The organism is Streptomyces sp. NPDC026673 (genome assembly GCF_040638135.1).
Lineage (GTDB): Bacteria > Actinomycetota > Actinomycetes > Streptomycetales > Streptomycetaceae > Actinacidiphila.
Genome location: NZ_JBEZXR010000011.1, coordinates 97,196 through 115,827 on the forward strand (window position 1 = coordinate 97,196; position 18,632 = coordinate 115,827).

Annotated in this window: 17 protein-coding genes, 2 pseudogenes and 1 CRISPR repeat array (1 of these 20 cut by a window edge); of the genes and pseudogenes, 4 read left to right on the plus strand and 15 right to left on the minus strand. The window is 71.8% G+C overall.

Annotated elements, in window-relative coordinates; all coding sequences use genetic code 11:
• A CRISPR array of direct repeats spans positions 1-1,257; the repeat unit is 29 nt; unit sequence GTCCTCCCCGCGCAGGCGGGGGTGAGCCG (it extends 1,639 nt beyond the left edge of the window).
• Between the two features lie 376 nt (positions 1,258-1,633).
• The 4 genes from AB0F62_RS11565 to AB0F62_RS11580 all read right to left on the minus strand — a co-directional run bounded on the left by AB0F62_RS11565 (position 1,634) and on the right by AB0F62_RS11580 (position 4,624).
• On the minus strand, positions 1,634-2,122 hold the full coding sequence (locus AB0F62_RS11565; RefSeq protein WP_361795617.1) for a hypothetical protein: 489 nt from the start codon (positions 2,120-2,122) through the stop codon (positions 1,634-1,636).
• Positions 2,123-2,371: 249 nt separating this feature from the next.
• Positions 2,372-2,671, minus strand: a complete 300-nt coding sequence (locus tag AB0F62_RS11570; RefSeq protein WP_361795620.1) for a hypothetical protein — start codon at positions 2,669-2,671, stop codon at positions 2,372-2,374.
• Positions 2,672-2,937: 266 nt separating this feature from the next.
• The gene (locus AB0F62_RS11575) at positions 2,938-4,242 is read right to left on the minus strand and encodes an amidohydrolase family protein (protein ID WP_361795623.1); all 1,305 of its coding nucleotides are present in this window, start codon (positions 4,240-4,242) and stop codon (positions 2,938-2,940) included.
• Between the two features lie 253 nt (positions 4,243-4,495).
• On the minus strand, positions 4,496-4,624 hold the full coding sequence (locus AB0F62_RS11580) for a hypothetical protein (RefSeq protein ID WP_361795626.1): 129 nt from the start codon (positions 4,622-4,624) through the stop codon (positions 4,496-4,498).
• A 195-nt stretch (positions 4,625-4,819) separates the two neighbouring features.
• Here AB0F62_RS11580 and AB0F62_RS11585 point away from each other — a divergent pair, with 195 nt between their 5' ends.
• Entirely contained in the window at positions 4,820-5,254 is a 435-nt protein-coding gene (locus AB0F62_RS11585) for a hypothetical protein (protein ID WP_361795629.1), read from the plus strand.
• 197 nt (positions 5,255-5,451) lie between these two features.
• Here AB0F62_RS11585 and AB0F62_RS11590 read toward each other — a convergent pair whose 3' ends face one another.
• The 6 genes and pseudogenes from AB0F62_RS11590 to AB0F62_RS11615 all read right to left on the minus strand — a co-directional run bounded on the left by AB0F62_RS11590 (position 5,452) and on the right by AB0F62_RS11615 (position 8,641).
• Entirely contained in the window at positions 5,452-5,748 is a 297-nt protein-coding gene (locus AB0F62_RS11590; RefSeq protein ID WP_361795632.1) for a hypothetical protein, read from the minus strand.
• A gap of 595 nt (positions 5,749-6,343) precedes the next feature.
• On the minus strand, positions 6,344-6,931 hold the full coding sequence (locus AB0F62_RS11595; protein ID WP_361795635.1) for a flavoprotein: 588 nt from the start codon (positions 6,929-6,931) through the stop codon (positions 6,344-6,346).
• 9 nt (positions 6,932-6,940) lie between these two features.
• A pseudogene (locus AB0F62_RS11600) lies at positions 6,941-7,267 on the minus strand (ATP-binding cassette domain-containing protein); the annotation flags it as partial.
• Positions 7,268-7,331: 64 nt separating this feature from the next.
• Positions 7,332-7,421: pseudogene (locus AB0F62_RS11605) on the minus strand (hypothetical protein); the annotation flags it as partial.
• Entirely contained in the window at positions 7,415-7,636 is a 222-nt protein-coding gene (locus AB0F62_RS11610; protein WP_361795638.1) for a hypothetical protein, read from the minus strand. The pseudogene AB0F62_RS11605 and the gene AB0F62_RS11610, both read right to left, overlap by 7 nt.
• A gap of 486 nt (positions 7,637-8,122) precedes the next feature.
• Positions 8,123-8,641, minus strand: a complete 519-nt coding sequence (locus AB0F62_RS11615) for an FxLYD domain-containing protein (RefSeq protein WP_361795641.1) — start codon at positions 8,639-8,641, stop codon at positions 8,123-8,125.
• Positions 8,642-8,809: 168 nt separating this feature from the next.
• On the opposite strand from AB0F62_RS11615, the gene AB0F62_RS11620 reads away from it, so the two are divergent.
• Positions 8,810-9,247 (plus strand): hypothetical protein, encoded by a 438-nt coding sequence (locus AB0F62_RS11620; protein ID WP_361795644.1) that lies wholly within the window; start codon positions 8,810-8,812, stop codon positions 9,245-9,247.
• A 139-nt stretch (positions 9,248-9,386) separates the two neighbouring features.
• On the opposite strand, the gene AB0F62_RS11625 is transcribed toward AB0F62_RS11620, so the two are convergent.
• Entirely contained in the window at positions 9,387-11,408 is a 2,022-nt protein-coding gene (locus AB0F62_RS11625; RefSeq protein ID WP_361795647.1) for a M3 family metallopeptidase, read from the minus strand.
• Between the two features lie 396 nt (positions 11,409-11,804).
• Between AB0F62_RS11625 and AB0F62_RS11630 the strand changes: the two genes are divergently transcribed.
• Complete coding sequence (locus tag AB0F62_RS11630; RefSeq protein ID WP_361795649.1) at positions 11,805-12,008, plus strand: MarR family transcriptional regulator; 204 nt, start codon at positions 11,805-11,807, stop codon at positions 12,006-12,008.
• Positions 12,009-12,023: 15 nt separating this feature from the next.
• Here the strand turns inward: AB0F62_RS11630 and AB0F62_RS11635 are convergent, their stop codons facing one another.
• Positions 12,024-14,288, minus strand: coding sequence for an MMPL family transporter (locus tag AB0F62_RS11635; protein ID WP_361795652.1), 2,265 nt, complete (start codon positions 14,286-14,288; stop codon positions 12,024-12,026).
• Between the two features lie 120 nt (positions 14,289-14,408).
• Between AB0F62_RS11635 and AB0F62_RS11640 the strand changes: the two genes are divergently transcribed.
• Complete coding sequence (locus AB0F62_RS11640) at positions 14,409-15,068, plus strand: TetR/AcrR family transcriptional regulator (RefSeq protein WP_361795654.1); 660 nt, start codon at positions 14,409-14,411, stop codon at positions 15,066-15,068.
• A 33-nt stretch (positions 15,069-15,101) separates the two neighbouring features.
• Here AB0F62_RS11640 and AB0F62_RS11645 read toward each other — a convergent pair whose 3' ends face one another.
• The 3 genes from AB0F62_RS11645 to AB0F62_RS11655 form a co-directional block, all read right to left on the minus strand.
• Positions 15,102-15,845 carry a VTT domain-containing protein gene (locus AB0F62_RS11645; protein ID WP_361795657.1) on the minus strand — a complete coding sequence of 248 codons (744 nt, stop codon included), beginning with the start codon at positions 15,843-15,845 and terminating at the stop codon, positions 15,102-15,104.
• A 220-nt stretch (positions 15,846-16,065) separates the two neighbouring features.
• Entirely contained in the window at positions 16,066-16,812 is a 747-nt protein-coding gene (locus AB0F62_RS11650; protein ID WP_361795660.1) for an SDR family oxidoreductase, read from the minus strand.
• A gap of 425 nt (positions 16,813-17,237) precedes the next feature.
• Positions 17,238-18,527 (minus strand): citrate synthase, encoded by a 1,290-nt coding sequence (locus tag AB0F62_RS11655; RefSeq protein WP_361795663.1) that lies wholly within the window; start codon positions 18,525-18,527, stop codon positions 17,238-17,240.
• Positions 18,528-18,632: the final 105 nt, after the last annotated feature.

The following is an 18,632-nucleotide window of genomic DNA, read 5'->3' on the forward strand; positions in this document are numbered from 1 at the left end:
CGGACATCGTCCTCCCCGCGCAGGCGGGGGTGAGCCGGGTGCTGGTCCCAAGTCCTCGGTGGTGAGTATGTCCTCCCCGCGCAGGCGGGGGTGAGCCGCTCAACACGTTCTCCGGAATGGTCCGGAACCTGTCCTCCCCGCGCAGGCGGGGGTGAGCCGGCCCGCGAGCGGCGCAGCATGACGACCCGGGAGTCCTCCCCGCGCAGGCGGGGGTGAGCCGCACGTGCACTACACGCCGGGCGCGCCGACGGCGTCCTCCCCGCGCAGGCGGGGGTGAGCCGCGGACGGTGTGCAGTCCGCCGTTGCAGCGCCGGTCCTCCCCGCGCAGGCGGGGGTGAGCCGCCGAAGGGCGTTCCCGCCGCCCGAGTCGTCTCGTCCTCCCCGCGCAGGCGGGGGTGAGCCGACGATCCACAGATACGAGCATGGGACTAGCGTGTCCTCCCCGCGCAGGCGGGGGTGAGCCGTACCTGGAGATGCCGATGCTCAATGAGCGTGAGTCCTCCCCGCGCAGGCGGGGGTGAGCCGTCCGGCTCGGTGGAGAACTTGAGACCGTCCTCGTCCTCCCCGCGCAGGCGGGGGTGAGCCGGTTGCCGGGCTCATGGTGATCGGCGCCGTCGTGTCCTCCCCGCGCAGGCGGGGGTGAGCCGTACGACATGCACGGCAAGGTCGCCAAGCTCCCGTCCTCCCCGCGCAGGCGGGGGTGAGCCGGTGTGGGGTGGACTTCCCAAGGACGCTCAGGTGTCCTCCCCGCGCAGGCGGGGGTGAGCCGAGGACCTGGTCCGCTGGTACCAGAACCGAAGCGTCCTCCCCGCGCAGGCGGGGGTGAGCCGCCGCCGAGAACCGGCGGATGGTCGAGAACCACGTCCTCCCCGCGCAGGCGGGGGTGAGCCGGAGGACACCACCGTGACGCTAGCCCTCACCCTGTCCTCCCCGCGAAGGCGGGGGTGAGCCAGCCGAGCGGGAGCGCCTGTCGATGGGCCCGGAGTCCTCCCCGCGCAGGCGGGGGTGAGCCGAAGGTGAGCCGTCGCGGCCCGGCATTGAGTGCGTCCTCCCCGCGCAGGCGGGGGTGAGCCGCGTGTCGCCACGGGGGCCTCAGTTCGTATCGATTCCTCCCCGCCCAGGCGGGGGTGAGTCGCCCCTCAAGACGACGGAAGACCTGATCCGTAAGTCCTCCCCGCGCAGGCGGGGGTGAGCCGCCCTTCGAGCGCGCGGTCGTGGACTTCATCACGTCCTCCCCGCGCAGGCGGGGGTGAGCTACCTCAAAGCCGGACACGCCCACACGCCCGCAGAGCACCTGAACGGAGGGGGACAAGAAGCATGTCGGGCACATGAGCCAGCGGCCCCGTGGCACTCCGCGGAACAGCCGGAATGACACCCTCCGGCAAATACGTGGCCATGCCGGGCGTCCGGCCACGCCCTGCACGGCAAGCGTGCGGGTCAGCGGCGCACTTGCCCGAAAGCGCTCATCTCTCTTCTAAGCGCTTGGCCGCAGGTTCGAGTCCTACCGGGGGCACCCACTGCGCCCCTCCCTATGGAGGGGCTTTTTTGCTGTTCAGAGCCTTGCCATCCGGAGTACGGCAGCGCCCGGACCGCCCGCGGGTGATTACGGGAGTGCTCCGGCGCCGTCCGGCTGTCACCGGGTTCGCGCGGGCGGCTCCGTCGCATACGTGTCGAAGTTCCGGGGACCGGTTCGGCGCACTTCGTCCGGCTCGGAGAGGTCTCCCCCGGCCTCGATCCGCCTCCGGCGATCTCTTGGCCGACCGGGGCTACAACGCGCGTAGGTGGCACGCAGGACGCGGGCGCCGCGGCCCGCCCACTCGGCAGCCTGCGCCGGCGGGACAATCGCGCTGAGCCACGAGGTCTCAGACGTATGCCGCAGGTCATGGACGCGCTTGCCGAGCGGCGAGGCGAACTCCGCCGGCGCGGGAACCTGCTTCCGGGCAGTGCGCCAGACGCGGCGGAAAACCGACCCCTCGCGGGTGTCCCCGTGCTCCCCCGGGAAGAGCAGCTCCCCGGGCCTCAAGCCCTCGGCCTTCACGTGCTCCTGCAGGATGCGGGTCAGCGCCGGACGGCACGGCACGACGCGGGTGTCGTCCTTGCCCCTGCCCTTCAGCCCGCCCATCTCATCGACCTTGCCGGTGTCCGTCCACCGCTTCCCCACCTCAGGCTGGGGGTGTGGAGCAGCAGCACGGGTGGGAGACCGGCCCCCGGTACCGGTCGGCGGTTCGGAACCGTCCACGCCCACCAGCCTCAGCGCATGGCAACGACCCAGGTCATCCGCGGTGAGTCCGGATGCCTCCGGCTCCCGACCGGCAGCGCCACGTGCAGTCCACATCGCCGGAGCGACAGTCCCTCGGGCGCTTCCGGGGCCTCAGGGAAGCATGTCGCCCCGGTTCACGCAGTTGTACGAGCCGTCGTCATTGCGCCCCACGCTGTCGTAGGACCAGCAGTGCAGCATGGGCGCGAGCGTCCACATCCGCAGTGCCATGAGGACGCCGAGGCAGGCGACGGCAGCCCATCCGCCATAGGACCGCCATCCGGAGAGCGCCAGTCCGCCGACGGCCACCAAGGCTGCGAACCCCAACATGTACACGGCTATCGGCGCCATGTTCTCCCGCAGCCCGGGAAACGACTCCATCTCGACGGTCCCCAGGAAACTGAAGAACACCACGAATGCGGCAAAGGTGAAAACGAGGGCAGCCGCGCAGCCGCGGGCTGCGCGCGCGTAGGGCCGGAGCGTGACCGCGCCCCACTCGACAGAGTGCCCCTCTCTCACGGCACCTCCTGATCCGCGGGCGAGCCGCGATCGTAACGGGCCGAAAGATCACGGCGGAAGTCGGTCCACCCCGGCCGATTCCCCGGCTGCAAGGCGCACTTGGCAGACCTGCTGAGGACCGGCCCAGGCCCGAGCCGGCGCGAGGCTCCGTCAGTCCGGTATCACTCGGCCTTCTTCGGGTCGAGGCCGTACCGGCGATCGCGGACGGCCGCCACGACCTTGGCGACCCGGGCGTCGAAGGCGTCGAGTTCCGCCGCCTCGGCCGGATTGGCCACGAACGCACGCCGGTCGCATGGGACGCCTGCCCGCCAGATCCGTTCGATGGCTCGGGTCGCGGTGATGTCGGCCAAGGGGTCGCCGGAGACGAGCATGAGGTCCGCGCGCCGACCGGGTGCGAGGTTCCCGCGGTCAGCGAGGCCGAACACTCGTGCCGGGGCGGCGGTCGCGGCGTTCAGCGCCTGAGCGGGCGTGAGGCCGCAGCGGCCGAGCAGTTCCAGCTCGCGGTGCAGACTTGCCCCGAACACGGTTCCCGGGTTCGGGGCGTCGGTGCCGGCCAGGATCGTGACGCCCGCGTCGACCAGGCGGCCGACGTTCTCCTCGGCACGGGAATAGGGCGGCATTCGCTGCCCATGCCGCCCTGATGTGCCGCCAGAGGTCAGCCGCCGCACCTGTGCGTCCCCAAGCGGCCCGGCGAGTCGCGGATCGGCGGCCACGGCGGCCCCGCCCGCTTCGCCCAGGACGTTCTCGACGGTGGCCAGCGTCGGGCCGACCGCGATTCCCGCCTCGGCGATCCGCTCGGCCAGGGCTCTGTCCAGTTCGCCGTCCACGGGCACATGCGCGATGACGTCGATGCCCGCGGACACGACGTCACCCACCCCGGCCACGGAGTTGACGTGCGCGACGACCACGAGTCCGCGACGATGCGCCGCCTCGGTCAAGGCGGTGATCGTGTCCAGGTCCAAAGACGGCATTGCCCACGGACCCGCTCTGCCCGAAGGGCCGAAGATCTTCACATGGTCCGAGCCCTCGGCGACCCTGTCCGCGACGAACTGCTCGGCCTGCTCCGGACCGGTCACGGTCGGGAACGGGTCGTACATCATCGAGGGATGCCCGCCCGGGGCAGTGGCACCGATTCCCGCGGAACGCACGTCGGACACATCCGACCGAGCGGCGGCCTGTTGTTTGGCCGCGGCCATCACGTCGGCCTGGCTGAACATGTCCAGTGCGGTGGTCACACCGAAGGTGAGCCCCTGCGCCAGGGCGCCGGGCACCAGGTGGATGTGCGAGTCGATCAGCCCCGGCAGGAGGGTGCCGCCTTCCGCGTCGACCACCTCGTCGCCGTCCTGGGCAGTGGGGCCGGTGGCGCAGTCGGTGATGACGCCGTCGGCGAACCGGACCGACGTCCAGTGCCGCAGCCGGGTGCCGTCGAAGACCCTCGCGTTGACGATCGCCGTTGCTCTGGGCACGAGGCCCCTCCCGGACGGATGCGCTTGGTGGTGAGGTTCGGGACGCAAGAGCGACGTACGACCTCAGGTCAACTGGTCCCCAGCGCGCGGAATCGTGGTCTGTGCGCGCCTCAGAACGCGTTGAGCCCACTGCGGCCGAACCCCGGAAGCGACCAGGAGCGAGCCGTACGCGTGCGGCGTTGTTCCGCGGTGAAAGACCGGGCCTGGTCCCGATGACCGTCCGCCGCGGTACCGGTCGCGGCGGACGGCCACTTCACCGGTCCGGAGCTCGCTTCACGTCGACGAAGTCGGCCGAGCCGGTCGTGGCCCGGGTCAGGCTCGTGCTCGCGAAGTCGTAGCGGTACGCGCCGTCCGCCGTCGCCTTCCCGGTGGCCGAGGGCAACCGGCGAGACGTCGGGGAAGAGCGTGCGCGGTAGGACGTTCTCTCGTCATCAAGGTGCTCCCGCCGCTCGCAGCGCTAAGGCGCGCGGCCACCGGGGAGGCCCGGAACGCGAAGTGGGACCCGCGGTGGCACATCACCTGATCCGATCCGACAGCGCCCCCGAACGACGCTCCCCCGGGCTGCCACAATCCAGCGATGGGAAACGTCTACGACTACTACGCGGCCACCGACGACACGCAAGCTCTCGCGCTGTTCGAAGACGACCGCATGGCCGACCCCTTCGGCACCCTCGGCCTCAAAGGGGCAGACCCCTACCTGATCCTCGGAACCGTCGAGGCCCACCTGACGGGAGTACCCACGGACCAGGTGGAAGCCGACCCACGCTTCTGCGAACAGCTCAACGACGCCGAGCACGAGGGGCCCTGGCTCGTCTCGCTGACCGACACCCTCCGTGACGCCCTCGCGGCGGCCACCCCGGAGCGCCTGCTGGAAGCCGCCACCGCGTGGACCCACACGGAGGACGGTGGTGGGGCGGACCCGGAGCTCATGGCCGACTTCCTGGGACGCCTCGGCGAACTCGCCCGCGACGCCGGGCCGCGGCGACGCCTGTACTGCGGCATGTCGCTGTAGGAAAGCCCACATCGGAACCACGGGAATCACGGGAATCACGGGCATAAGTCGGCGTTCCACCGGGCCGATTCGCCGAGGTCGTAGTCGTGTCGGGAATCGCCGCCGGCAGGACCGGCGGCTGGAAGACCCGCGGACCTTCGCGTCAGGTCACGGGTCTTCCAGCCGGTTCAGTGCTGCTTCACCGGCGGCAGGAGCCCCTAGCCCAGCGGGCGGAAGTAGGGGTAGAAGGTGCCGAAGCCACCGATCGGCACGTAGGTGGGGGCGAAGCCGCCGTAGTAGCCGTAGCCACCGTAGAGGCCGTAGCCGCCGTAGATGCCGTAGCCGCCGATGGGGGCGTAGGGGCCGAAGCCGCCACCGCCGCCCTGGACTGACTGGTGGACAGCGGAGGCAGTGGTCTGCGGGGCCGCGTCGGCGGCACTCGCCCCGACGAGGGCGATCACTGGCACCGCGAGCGCCGCGGCGACAGCCTGACGGACGGTGATCTTTGCGCGCATTTCAATCTCCTTTGGAGGTGAAAATTGCTGGACGACGGCCGTGTCATCTGCCAACCGCCGTCGAACCGGCTTCGTGCGTCCGGAGCCGGTAGGACGAGGGGCACGCGACCCACGAGGTTATGGCTCACAGGGCAAGGACGCCGCGATGCAAAGGCGCAAACGCCGTGACCATGACCGTGACACGGGTGGAGCCCGGAGTCAAAAGAAAGAGGGCGCGAGAACGAGCCGCCGGGATGGGTTTTCGCAGCTCACGGCAGACGTGACCGCCGCATGGAGACCTTGGGGGATCCGGGTGTCCGCGCGGCCGACCGGCGCCACGACGAGTCGGCCCCGATGGGCCTCGTGCTCGGGCCCGTGCTCCTGCAAACGGGTGTCATGCGCCATCCGTCGGGCACCCTTCCGCCCCGCATCCGCCCCACATCCGGACCGTGTCCGGACCGCGTCCGAGCAGTGTGACGGCCTTCCGGTCGCCGTCTCCGCGGTGGTCCGTACGACCGGTAAGGGTGTGGCCGATGCCCCGGACCCGTCCGTTCTCCGTCCACGCCCCCTGGCCCCGGGGAACGCCGTCGTCCTGCTCCCGCCCCCCTTCACGCCCTCACGCCATCGCGCGGTCGACGGCGTCCAGGACCTCGGGCCAGGGCAGGGCGCGCCCGTCCGGTGCCTCGCCCGGTTCGGGGAGCCGCGCGTCCGGGTCGTGGAGGAGATGTACGCCGGCCTCGCGCAGGGCGGCGAGATGGCGGGGCCAGGCCGGGTGCCGGGTGTGGGCGGCGTTGACGGCCGGAACGGCCACCAGCGGCACCCCCGGCGTGCCCAAGACCTCCGCGAGCAGGGTGAGGGCCTGGTTGTCGGCGATACCGAGGGCGAGTTTGGCCAGGGTGTCCGCGCTGGCCGGGGCCAGCACGCAGCAGTCGGCGACCGGATGGGGCCGGGGGTCGCCGGGGAGCCGCGGCCGGTCGCGGACCGGGAGTCCGGTCACGTCGCCCAGCCGTCCGATCTCGCCCCGCGCGTCCAGCCAGCGCGCGGCGGTCGGGGTGAGGGTCACAGCGACGCGCCAGCCGCGGGCGATGGCGGGGAGGACGAGGCCCTCGCGCAGGGTCTCGACGCCGTCGGCGGCCGAGCCGACGACGGCGAGGACCCCGCGAACGGGCCGGGCGTGCGGGGGTGGCGGCGGTTGAGGAGGCATGACCTGCCCCTACCCGAATCGGCCCTCCATGTAGTCGGCGGTACGCGGATCGGTGGGGTTGCCAAACATCACGGTGGTGGGTCCGTGCTCCACGATGCCGCCGGGGGTGCCCTGTTCGGCGGGGAAGAAGGCGCACTGGTCCGAAACGCGGGCGGTCTGCTGCATATTGTGGGTGACGATCACGATCGTGACCTCGTGGGCGAGTTCGCGGATGGTCTCCTCGATGCGCCGGGTGGAGGTGGGGTCGAGGGCCGAGCAAGGCTCGTCCATAAGCAGCACCTTGGGGCGCACAGCCGGCGAGCGCGCGATGCAGAGTCGCTGCTGCTGACCGCCGGAGACCGGTGGTCACCGTGAACTGCTCGCCGGGGTGCAGTCCGTCGAGATGCCGGAAAGGGCCCCCGTAGGTGGCCTGGCGTCCCATGATGACGCTGATGCCGGACTGGCCCGGGAGCGGGGTGTCCCGGCGGTGGCCCGGGCCGCGGGTCAGCACCTCCGAGGTGGTGCCCTCGCCGACGACCTCGCGCAGCCCGAGCCCGGGGACCCGGAGGTGAGCGGCTTGACGCCCTCCCCCGAGCCGCCCACCGGGGCGATCCCGTCGGCGAGGTCGCCGCGCAGGGCCGCGTAGTCCACCTGCTGGTCGCGGGCGTGCCGGACGTGCCCGAGCAGGCCCACGTCCACGGCGAAGCCGAGGAGCAGGGCCGCCAAACGAGACGTGCAGGTCCACGCAAGGTGATCGCGATCGGGGCAACGGTGACACTCCGCACGGCCCGGGTGGCCCGCGGCCGATCGTCGCGCACGGCCACGGCGCCCCGTGGCACCGCGCCGGACCGGGGCCGGGCCGGGGCCGTCGGCAGTGCAGGGCAAGACCCGTGACCGGGCCCGGAGGTGACGGCTTTGCGCCACGCGGCGCGGACTCGCAAGACGCCGCGACGGGATGCGGAAACCTCTTCGGCGGCCGGTTCCCCGGCCGTTCGGGGCAGGGGCGCGACAAAGGCGCGCGGTAAAGGCGCCCGGTTGGAGCGCGGGGTGACGGCACACGGTGAGGGGGAGCGGTGGAGGCGCGCTGTGGAGGCGCACGGCGGAGACACACAAGAGCGCGGGGCTTCCCCCTCGTCGGCGATGACGACGGGAGGAGCGGCGGAGAACGCCGCCCCTCCGCCTTCCGCGAGCAGGGCAGGGCAGGGCGAGAGGTCAGCTCGCCTTGCGCAGCACCTCGGTGATCTTGCACTTGATGTCGTCCGCGACCGGCTCGGAGCCCTGGGCGCTCGCCTGCGTCGAATCCCCCGCGGCCAGACCGGTCGTGGTCGCGACGGCCTGGGCGATGCGGTTTCCGGAGGCGTCGACGAAGTCGATGCGCACCTGGTAGTCGGACTCCTCGGAGCTGTGGTTGGTGACCTTCACCTCGGCGCTGGGCCACTTGGTGAAGTCCCCGAGCCCGCAGGAGGTGACGTCCGCGTCGTCCGGGGCCGGCTTCCCGTCGCTGTCCCCCGCCGGGGAGGCGCTCACCGCCGAGGAGTCACCTCCGGAACTGTCCTTGTCGTCCCCGGTCGTCATGGCGAAGGCGACGCTTCCGCCGATCACGACAACGATGGCGACGACCCCGAAGCCGAGAATCTTCCCGGCGCCCGACTTCTTCGGCGGCCGGCCCCAGTCCGGCTCATGTGGCGGCGGGTACTGACCCGGTGGTGAGGCGTGCGACGGCTGAGACATGGTGAACCCCCTGAGGCTCGGATGTGAAGACACCGTGACAGAGCTTCACCATGCGCGCAGAGACAAGAGCTGTCTGTAATGTGGCCGTGACCGATCCGGTACAGATCATTCCTGATAGGTCTGCGCCAATGACCCGACCGGACCGCCCGGGGCGCATCATGGGATTCCGTGATCGCGTCCCACCCGGGAGGAGCCATGGCCGCGTACGAGCAACTGGCCGCGCTGGCCGCGCTCCTGGACCAGGCCGTCGCGGCGCAGCCCGAGGCCGACCGGGTGGTGGCGGCGTGCGGGGAGCCCCAACCGGTGCCCGGCGTACTGGCCCGTGAGGGCAGCCGGCAGGCGGCAGCGCTGCAGCGGATCGCCCTGCGGCTGGGGGAGCTTCCCGTCGACGGCGACCTCGCCGAGCTCCGCGACGAGGCGGTACGGCTGGTCACCTACGACCACTGGATGGTGCGTCAGGCCCTCAACCTGGCCTTCACCGCCAACGCGGACGACCGCACCGAGGCCGCGCGCCTGCAACTGAACGGCCTCGGCGCCCCGGCCGACCGCTTGCGGGCGCTGCGCGACCGCGTGCGCGAGCGGGCCCGCCGCACGGAACCGCGCTGACGCGCCGGGGCCGCCGCCCGCGAGAAGGGCCACCGGCTCGGCAGGGGCGCGGCCGCGGGCCTGACCGGGCGCGCCCCCGCCGCCCGGCGACGGCGGCGGTGCCGGCCTCAGCCTCGGCGGCGGCTTCCGCGGCCGCGGCTCAGCCGGCCAGACCGCGTCGCGTCAGCAGCGGCTCGATCCGCGGCGCGCGGCCGCGGAAGCCCTCGAACGCCCGCATCGGATCCACGCTTCCGCCGCGGGAGAGCAGTTCGCGGCGGAAGGTGTCGCCGTTCTCCCGCCGCATGCCGCCGTTCTCCTTGAACCACTCGACGGTGTCGGCGTCGAGCACCTCGCTCCAGATGTACGAGTAGTACCCCGCGCTGTAACCGTGGGCGAAGATGTGCGCGAAGTAGGTGCTGCGGTAGCGCGGCGGGATCGCGGGCAGCGCGAGCCCGGCCTCCTTGAGGGCGGCGGCCTCGAACTCCTCGGCGTCGCCGGGGTCGTGCCCGGCCGGGATGGTGTGCCAGGCCCAGTCGAGCACGGCGGCGGCCAGGTACTCGACCGTGCGGAAGCCCTGCCCGAAGCGCTCCGCGGCCTCCATCCGCGCCACCAGGTCGGCGGGCATGGGCTCGCCGGTCTCGTGATGGCGGGCGTAGTGGGCGAGCACCTGCGGCCAGGTCACCCACATCTCGTTGACCTGCGAGGGGTATTCGACGAAATCGCGCGGGACGGCCGTACCGGAGAAGAAGGGGTGCCGGACGTCGGAGAACAGGCCGTGCAGAGCGTGGCCGAACTCGTGGAAGAGGGTGTTGACCTCGTCGTAGGTGAGGAGCGCGGGCTCGCCGGCGGCGGGCTTGGCGATGTTGAGGTTGTTGACCACGACCGGCTTGCGGCCGAAGAGCGCGGACTGGTCGACCAGGCTGTTCATCCAGGCACCGCCGCGCTTGGAGGCGCGGGCGAAGAAGTCGCCGAGGTAGAGGCCGAGGGGCGAGCCGTCGGCGTTGAAGACCTCGAAGACCCTGACGTCGGGGTGGTAGCCGATCAGATCGGTGCGCTCGGTGAAACTCAGTCCGTAGACCTGGCCGGCGGCGTGGAAGACGCCGTCCCTCAGGACCCGGTCCAGCTCGAAGTAGGGACGCATGGCGGCGGTGTCGATGTCGTACTCCGCCTTGCGGACCTTCTCCGACCAGTACGTCCAGTCCCAGGCCGCGAAGTCCGTCAGGCCCGAGGCGGCGGCCAGGGCGGCGGCCTCGCGCTCGGCGTTGGCGACGGCGGGCGGGACGAGGCGGGCGAGCAGGGCGGTGACGGCCTCGGGCGTGCCCGCGGTCTGGTCGGCGACGGCGTAGGCGGCGTGGTTCTCGTAGCCGAGCAGAGCGGCGCGTTCGCCGCGCAGCCGGGCGAGCCTGACGACCAGTTCGCGGTTGGAGACCAGGCCGCGGCCGAGGGAGGCCTCCAGCAGGCGCCTGCGCAGGGCACGGTCGTCGAGCGAGGCCAGCTCGGACTGGTTGGAGAAGTTCTTGAGGCTGAGGACGTACTTCCCGTCGTGGCCGAGGGCGGTGGCGTTGGCGGCCGCGGCGGCGACCGCGTCCGCGGAGAGCCCTGCCAGGTCGTCGGCGCTGTCCAGGACGAGGGCCGCGGCCTTGGTGTCGGCGAACAGGTTCTGCTCGAAGGCGGTGGAGGCCTCCGCGATCTGCGCGTTGAGCGCCCGCAGGCGCTCGCGGCCCTCCTCGGTGAGCTCGGCGCCCGCGCGCACGAAACGGGTGTGGTACCGCTCCAGCAGCCGCAGCGACTCCGCGTCCAGGCCGAGTTCCCCGCGGGCCTCGTAGAGCGCCTTCACGCGGGCGAAGAGGGCGGGGTCGAGGTGGACGGCGTCGGCGTGGGCGGCGAGGGCGGGGTTGATCCTGGCCTCGATCGCCTGGATTCCCGGGCCGGTGTCGGAGCCGGTGCGGTTGAAGAAGACGTTGGACACACGGTTGAGCAGGTCGCCGGAGCGCTCCAGGGCGACGATCGTGTTCTCGAAGCCCGCAGGCTCGGGGTCCGCGGCGATCGCCGCCGTCTCGGCGAGCTGCTCGGCCATCCCCTGTTCGAAGGCGGGGAGATAGTGCTCCTCCCGGATGTCCGCGAACGGCGGCAGCTCGTACGGGAGGGTGCTCGGGCTGAGGAAGGGATTCGTCGAGGTCACCCGTCCGACCCTACGCCCGGCGCCCGCGGCCCGGCGGCGGCCCGCTCCGGGATGGGGATGCCCGGGTGGAGACCGGGCGTCCCGGGCAGCCGGGGGCACGCGGCGACCGGACCCCGTCGGCCGGTGCCGCAGCGCACCGCGGAGACCGCCGCGGGCGAGGTTCTCGGCGTACCGCCCGGGTCACCGGCGTGCTTTCGCGGCCGCCTGTCCCCTTCACGCCCGGTGGGACAAGGCCTATAAGAGGGGAGGCCGGTCATGCCTCCGCGACATTTGTCACCGTTACGCGGGCTTCGCGTCACAGATGATCAACAGGCCCTGCCACCCCTCATCGAGTGTCGTTGTCCCGGCGAGGCCGGCCACCCCCCGAGAGGCCGGCGCATGGGAGGTGCGTGGGAGATGACGGACCGGACCCTCTGGTCGTACGCCGAGATCGCCGCTCACATCCGGGTGCAGGTCGACACCGTGCGCTCGTACCGCAAGCACGGGCACTTGCCGCCCCCCGATGTCGTGGAGGGCGGCAAGCCGTTCTGGTACGCGGACAGCATCCGTCTGTGGAGTTCCCGGCGTCCCGGGAACCGGGGACGCCGGGAACTCGGCTGACGGTCCGGCCTCCGCTCAGCCCGAGTGGGCGGGCTCCCGGTCGGGTACGGGCTCCTCCCTCAGCGGGGCCCGGCCGGGGCCCTCGCCCTCGCTCAGCCCGAACCGGCTGTGCAGCGCCTTGAGCGGCCGCGGGGCCCACCAGGTGGCCCGCCCGGTCAGCCTCATCACGGCAGGCACGAGCAGGGTGCGCACCACCATCGCGTCCATCAGGACCGCGAGCGCGATCCCCAGCCCCAGCATCTTGGTGTTGGCGATCCGAGAGGTGCCGATGGCCACCATCACCACCGCCAGGATCACGGCCGCCGCCGTGATGAGGCCGCCGGTGCGGCGGACTCCGAAGACGACCGCCGCCTGGTGGTCACCGGTGCGGTCGTACTCCTCCTTGACGCGGGACAGGAGGAAGACGCCGTAGTCCATCGAGAGGCCGAACGCGACGCAGAACATCAGCACCGGCAGCGTGGTCTCGATGCTTCCCGTCGCGGTGAAGTCGAGCAGGCCGGACAGGTGCCCGTCCTGGAACACCCACACCACCGCACCGAACATGGCGGTGAGGCTCAGCGCGTTGAGCACCACGGCCAGCACCGGGATGACCGCGCTTCCGGTGAGCAGGAAGACCAGTAGGAGCGTCACCGCGACGATCAGGGCGGCCGCCCACGGCAGACGGTCGGATATGACGTCCTTGGTGTCGACCAGTTGGGCGGCGGTCCCGGTGGCCGAGGCCTTGAAGGGGGCGTCGACCGCCCTGATCTCGCCCACCAGGTCCTGGCTCACCTCGTCCACGGCCTCCGCCTTGGGCAGCACCGTCAGGTAGGCGACGCCGTCGGCGGTCCTGGCCTCCTCGGCGGGGCCGGGCGCCGCGGTCCGCCGGCCTTGCGCGTACTGGCCGGCGGGGCCGTCGACGAGGACCACGCCGGGCAGCGCGGAGAGCCTGCTGCTGTAGGCGCCGAGCTGGGCCGCAGTGGGGCGGCCCTCGGCGAGCACGGTGATCTCGCCGCCCGGGTTGCCGGGGAACCCGTCGCGTATGTGCTGCTGAACGACATGGGCCTCGGCTGTGGCCGGGAGCTGGCGGTCGTCGGCGGTGCCGAACTGCACTTGCAGGAAGGGCAGCCCGAGCAGGAGCAGCCCGGCGACCGTGCCGATCGCGAACAGCGGGGCACGGCGCATCACCAGTCGGGCGAGCCGCGCGTATCCCGCACCGGGCTCCCGCCTGTTCCGCCGCTGAGGCAGGACGCGGCGCAGGTCGAGGGCGTTGACCCGGTGTCCGAGCAGCACCAGGGCGGCGGGCAGGATCACCAGCGCGGCGGCGGCCGCCAGCAGCACCACGGCGATGCCGGCGTAGGCGAACGAGCGCAGGAAGTACTGCGGGAAGAGGAACATCGCGGAGAGCGCGGCGGCCACGGTGAGAGCCGAGAAGAGCACCGTACGGCCGGCCGTGCGCAGCGTGGCCCCCACGGCGGTCAGCGGATCGGCGCCGGTGTCCAGCTCCTCCCGGAAGCGCCGCACGACGAACAGGGCGTAGTCGATCGCGAGTCCGAGGCCGAGGGCCGTGGTGAGGTTCTGCGCGAAGATCGAGACGTCGGCGAACGTCGTGATGCCCCGCAGCGCGGCGTTCGTGCCCAGGATGGCGACGATGCCGATGCCCAGCGGCAGCAGGGCCGCGACGGCGCTGCCGAACACCATGACCAGCAGCAGGAGGGTGATGGGCAGTGCGATGACCTCGGCCCGGGCCAGGTCCTCCTGGATCGTCGTCTGCAGTTCGTGCCGGAAGGCGGCCATGCCGCCGACCTTGACCTCGACCGCGCCGTGCCGGCCCCGGTACTCGGGGGCGATGCGCTCGACGGCCGCGGCGACGGCGTCGTCGTCGCCCCCGATCCGGGCGACGATCATGGCCTCGCGGCCGTCCTCGGCCCGCAGCGTGGACGCCCCGGTGGTCCAGTACGAAGTGACGCCGGTGACATCCTCGTCCGCGGCGAGCCGGCGGCCGAGCTCCCGCCCCTCGGCCGCCACCTCCGGCGAGTCCACACCGGCGCCGCGGCCGCCGACGAGGAGGATCAGATTCGGCTGCGAATCCGGGAAGTGCTTCTCCAGCGCTTCGGCCGCGTAGGCGGACTCGGAGCCGGGGGCTTCCCATCCACCGCCGCGCAGCCGGTCCGCGACACCGCTGCCCGCGACCACGGCGAGCGCGGTGAACAGCAGGGCCAGCAGCAGCGTGAGGCGAGGACGGGCGGTCATCGCCCGGGTCCAGCCTCCCGGCGGGTGCTCACGGTTGACATCTGACATGGCAGAGGTGTCCCCTCCCCCTGAGGAACCGCCGTAAACTGGCGAACACGAGCGATCGCTCGCGTTTACTCAGAATGCGAGCGACCACTCGCGTTTGTCAAAAGTGATTGGGGATTACACGTGCCTGAGGAGCAGAAGCAGCCTCGACGCCGGCAGGCCCGCGGCGAACGGCGCGTGGCACAGCTGCTGGAGGCGGCGGCCGACGTGTTCTGCAAGGTGGGCTACACCGCTGCCACCACGAACGCGATCGCCCGCGAGGCGGGCGTGTCCCCGGGCACGCTCTACCAGTTCTTCCCGAACAAGGAGGCCATCGCCATCGAGCTCGGCGGCATCCTCAACCACCGGATGCGGGAGGGGCACGGGGAGCTGTTCACCCCCGAGAACGCCGCTCTTCCGCTGCGCGAGATGCTCGACGTCATCGTCGACCCGATGATCGAGTTCAACTGCCAGAACCCCGCCTTCCTCGCCCTGGTCCACGACAGCGACATCCCCGGCATGGTCGTCGTGGAGCACGACGCGCTGCACAGTTCCCTGCTGGAGCGCGTGGAGACGCTGATGGGCCTGCGCGCACCCGCCCTGTCGGCCGAGGAGCGGGCCCGTGTGGCAGCCATGGCGTTCGGGTTGTTCAAGGCGGGCCTGGCCCTCGTCCTGGCCCACGAAGGCCCCGAGCGGGACGCGTACATCGCCGAGGTCAAGGCCGCGCTCTACGGCTACCTCGCCCCGCATGTCGGCACCGGCGCCGTCGCCATAAGCGAGGTCCCCGCCGTCGGCGCTCCCTGACCCCGGCACCCCTGGGCTCCCCCGGCGGCCGCCTCAGCCTCGGAGGGCCCTGCCGGACGCCCCCGTGTCCTGGGCGTCCGCTTCCTCCGTCCCCTCCGCGCCGCGCCGCGGTTCCGGTGGCGCGGCGCCCCCGGACGCCACCACGCGCCCCCCGGGCGCCGAGACGGAGCGGCGTCCGGACACCGTCTGCGCCACGCTTCCGATTCCGGCCACCACCAGGGAGACGCCGAGGCCCAGGACGACGGCGTACAGCGAGTTGGAAACGGCGCGGCCGCCGAAGTAGCCCAGGCCCACCGAGTACGTCGCCCAGACCGCCTCGGCCACGCCCGCGCCGATCAGGTAGCGGCGGGCGGGATAGCGCACGATGCCCGCCGCCAGGCCGCCGACCACCCGCCCGCTGGGCAGGAAGCGGACGGCGATGACGAAGGGCACGCCGTGCCGCTGTATCCGGACGCTGGCCCACTCCAGCAGGGCGCGGCGACGCGGCCGCCGGTAGAGCCGGGTCAGGACGCGGCCGCTCACCGCACGGCCCGTACGGTGGATCAGCAGGTCCCCCGCCAGGGCGCTGCCCGCGACGACCAGCAGGACCGCCGCGATGCTCAGCCGCCCCTGGGCCGCGAGCACGCCGCCCGTCACCAGGAGGGCCGCGTTGGGCACCAGAGGGGGCGCCGTGGTGGCGGCGAGCACCGCGTACGCCCAGACCACGTGGCCGTCCCGCAGATACCCCTCGAGGCCCGCGGTGAAGTCCAGGGCCGACACGATCCGTCCAACGTCCATGCGGCCGCCCCTCTTCCCGCCCCGGCCCGTCCCCCGTGTCCCGTCCCAGGCCTCAACGCTCGCAGCGCCGCGACGGACGGGGCAAGGCGATTTCACCGGGATCGGGGCATTCCCAGGGTTTTCCCGGGGCCGCCTCATCCTCAGGTACGGGGCCGGCGGGTCCGGCTGTGGCGCGGGGAGTACGCACGGCGTACTCCCCGCCGCCCGGGCGTCCGGCGGCTCAGCGGCCGAGCAGTTCGCCGCCGTTGCACTGCAGGATCTCCCCGGTGATGAATCCGGCCTCCGGGGAGGCGAGGAAGACCACGGCAGAGGCGACGTCATCCGGCCGTCCGACCCTGCCGACCAGGGTCCGGCCGGCTCTGCGGGTCAGCTCGGCGGCGTCGAGCCGGGCGCCGAAGAACTCGGTGCCCGCCACGGTGCCAGGGGCCACGATGTTGCAGGTCACGCCGCGCGGGCCGAGCTGGGCGGCCAGGGAGTGGTTCCAGGCGTGCAGGGCGGCCTTGGAGGCCCCGTAGGAGCCCCCGCCGCGCAGGGCGGCCACCGAGGTGACGGTGATGACCCTCCCGCCCTCGGGGAGCCGGTCGCGCACGGATTCGGTCACCAGCACGGTGGTGAGGACGTTGCGCTCGAAGTCCCCGCGCCAGCGGGCCAGCACGCCGTGCGGACCGGCGCCGATGGCGAGCTCCCGGCTGCCCGCGTTGTTGACCAGGACGTCGATGCGCCGCGGCAGCCGCTCGAGGGCCGCCTCCACGTCGTCGGGGTCGGCCAGGTCGCAGGCGACGGGGGTGACGTCGTAGCCGTGTTCGGTGCGCAGCTCGTCGGCGGTGGCGCTCAGCACCTCGCGGCGCCGGCCGACGATGGTCACATGGTCGCCGGCCTCGGCGAAGAGGGTGGCCACCGACCGGCCGATGCCCGTTCCCCCGCCGGTCACCACGACGTGCCGGCCCACACTTGCGTTCTGCGACATCACGCTCCGCCCCTCCAGGAGGGACAGCACGTTACGGGACGGCGGCCGCGCGGCCGACACGGGGGTCTGCCATGATGCGGATGGCGTAGAAGATGCGTAGCCGAGACCGACATCACACTGGCTGGAACGTAACCTTTTGGTTTACGAGGGGGTCTAACCGAGCGAAGACACCGGGCTCCCGGCGGACTCGGTGAGATGATGAGCGGGTTGTCTTTGGGGGACAGCCCGGTCGCCATGCCGGGGCGAACCGCCTGGGGAGCTTTGAGCGGCCCTCCCGGGTGGTTTGGTCCCGGCTGAGCGAACGCACCCAAAGAACGCCCGGTACGGACCCGTGGGGGGATCCGCTCCGGGAAACGGGAGCGCCCCGTGCCGAACCCGTGGGGGGATTCGGCGCGGGGCGTTTCTCTGTGCGCGGGGCGCTCGCGTCAGCGGGCCTCGACCGGGACGAAGTCCCGCTCGACGATGCCGGTGTAGACCTGGCGCGGACGACCGATCCGGGAACCCGGCTCGGTGATCATCTCGTGCCACTGGGCGATCCAGCCGGGGAGCCGGCCGAGCGCGAAGAGCACCGTGAACATCGTGGTCGGGAAGCCCATGGCCCGGTAGATCAGGCCGGTGTAGAAGTCGACGTTCGGGTAGAGGTTGCGCGAGACGAAGTAGTCGTCGCTGAGAGCGTGCTCCTCCAGCTTCAGCGCGATGTCCAGCAGCTCGTCGGACTTGCCGAGAGCGGACAGGACGTCGTGCGCGGCGGCCTTGATGATCTTCGCCCGGGGGTCGAAGCTCTTGTACACCCGGTGGCCGAAGCCCATCAGGCGGACGCCGTCCTCCTTGTTCTTCACCTTGCGGATGAAGGCGTCGACGTCGCCGCCGTCGGCCTGGATGGCCTCCAGCATCTCCAGCACGCTCTGGTTGGCGCCGCCGTGCAGCGGGCCCCACAGGGCGTTGATGCCCGCGGAGATCGACGCGAAGAGGTTGGCCTGCGAGGAGCCCACCAGGCGCACGGTGGAGGTCGAGCAGTTCTGCTCGTGGTCCGCGTGCAGGATGAGCAGCTTGTCCAGGGCGTCGACGACGACCGGGTTGAGCTCGTACTCCTCGGCGGGCACGGCGAACGTCATCCGCAGGAAGTTCTCGACGTAGCCGAGGTCGTTGCGCGGGTAGACGAAGGGGTGGCCGACCGACTTCTTGTAGGCGTACGCGGCGATCGTCGGCAGCTTGGCGATCAGCCGGATCGTCGACAGGTAGCGCTGCTTCTCGTCGAACGGGTTGTGGCTGTCCTGGTAGAAGGTCGACAGCGCGCTGACCACCGAGGACAGCATCGCCATCGGGTGGGCGTCCCGCGGGAAGCCCTGGAAGAACCGCTTGACGTCCTCGTGGAGGAGCGTGTGCTGGGTGATGTCGCCGCGGAAGGCGGCGAGCTCGTCGACGGTGGGGAGCTCACCGTTGATGAGAAGGTACGCGGTCTCCAGGAAGGTGCCGCGCTCGGCGATCTGCTCGATGGGGTAGCCGCGGTAGCGGAGAATTCCCTGCTCGCCGTCGAGGTAGGTGATCGCGGACTTGTAGGCCGCGGTGTTGCCGTAGCCGCTGTCCAGGGTGACCAGGCCGGTGTCGGCGCGCAGCTTCCCGATGTCGAAGCCGTTGTCCCCAACGGTGCCCTCGATCAACGGGTAGCTGTACTCGCTGTCCCCGTACCGCAGTACTACAGAGTTGTCGCTCACGTCATTCCCTCACCGACGTCGTGCCTCTTCTTCGAGGTTTGTAGGTGCCCTGACTACCCCTACTGTCCCCCATTTGGCGTGACCACGTGCACTCGGGGTCGAGCA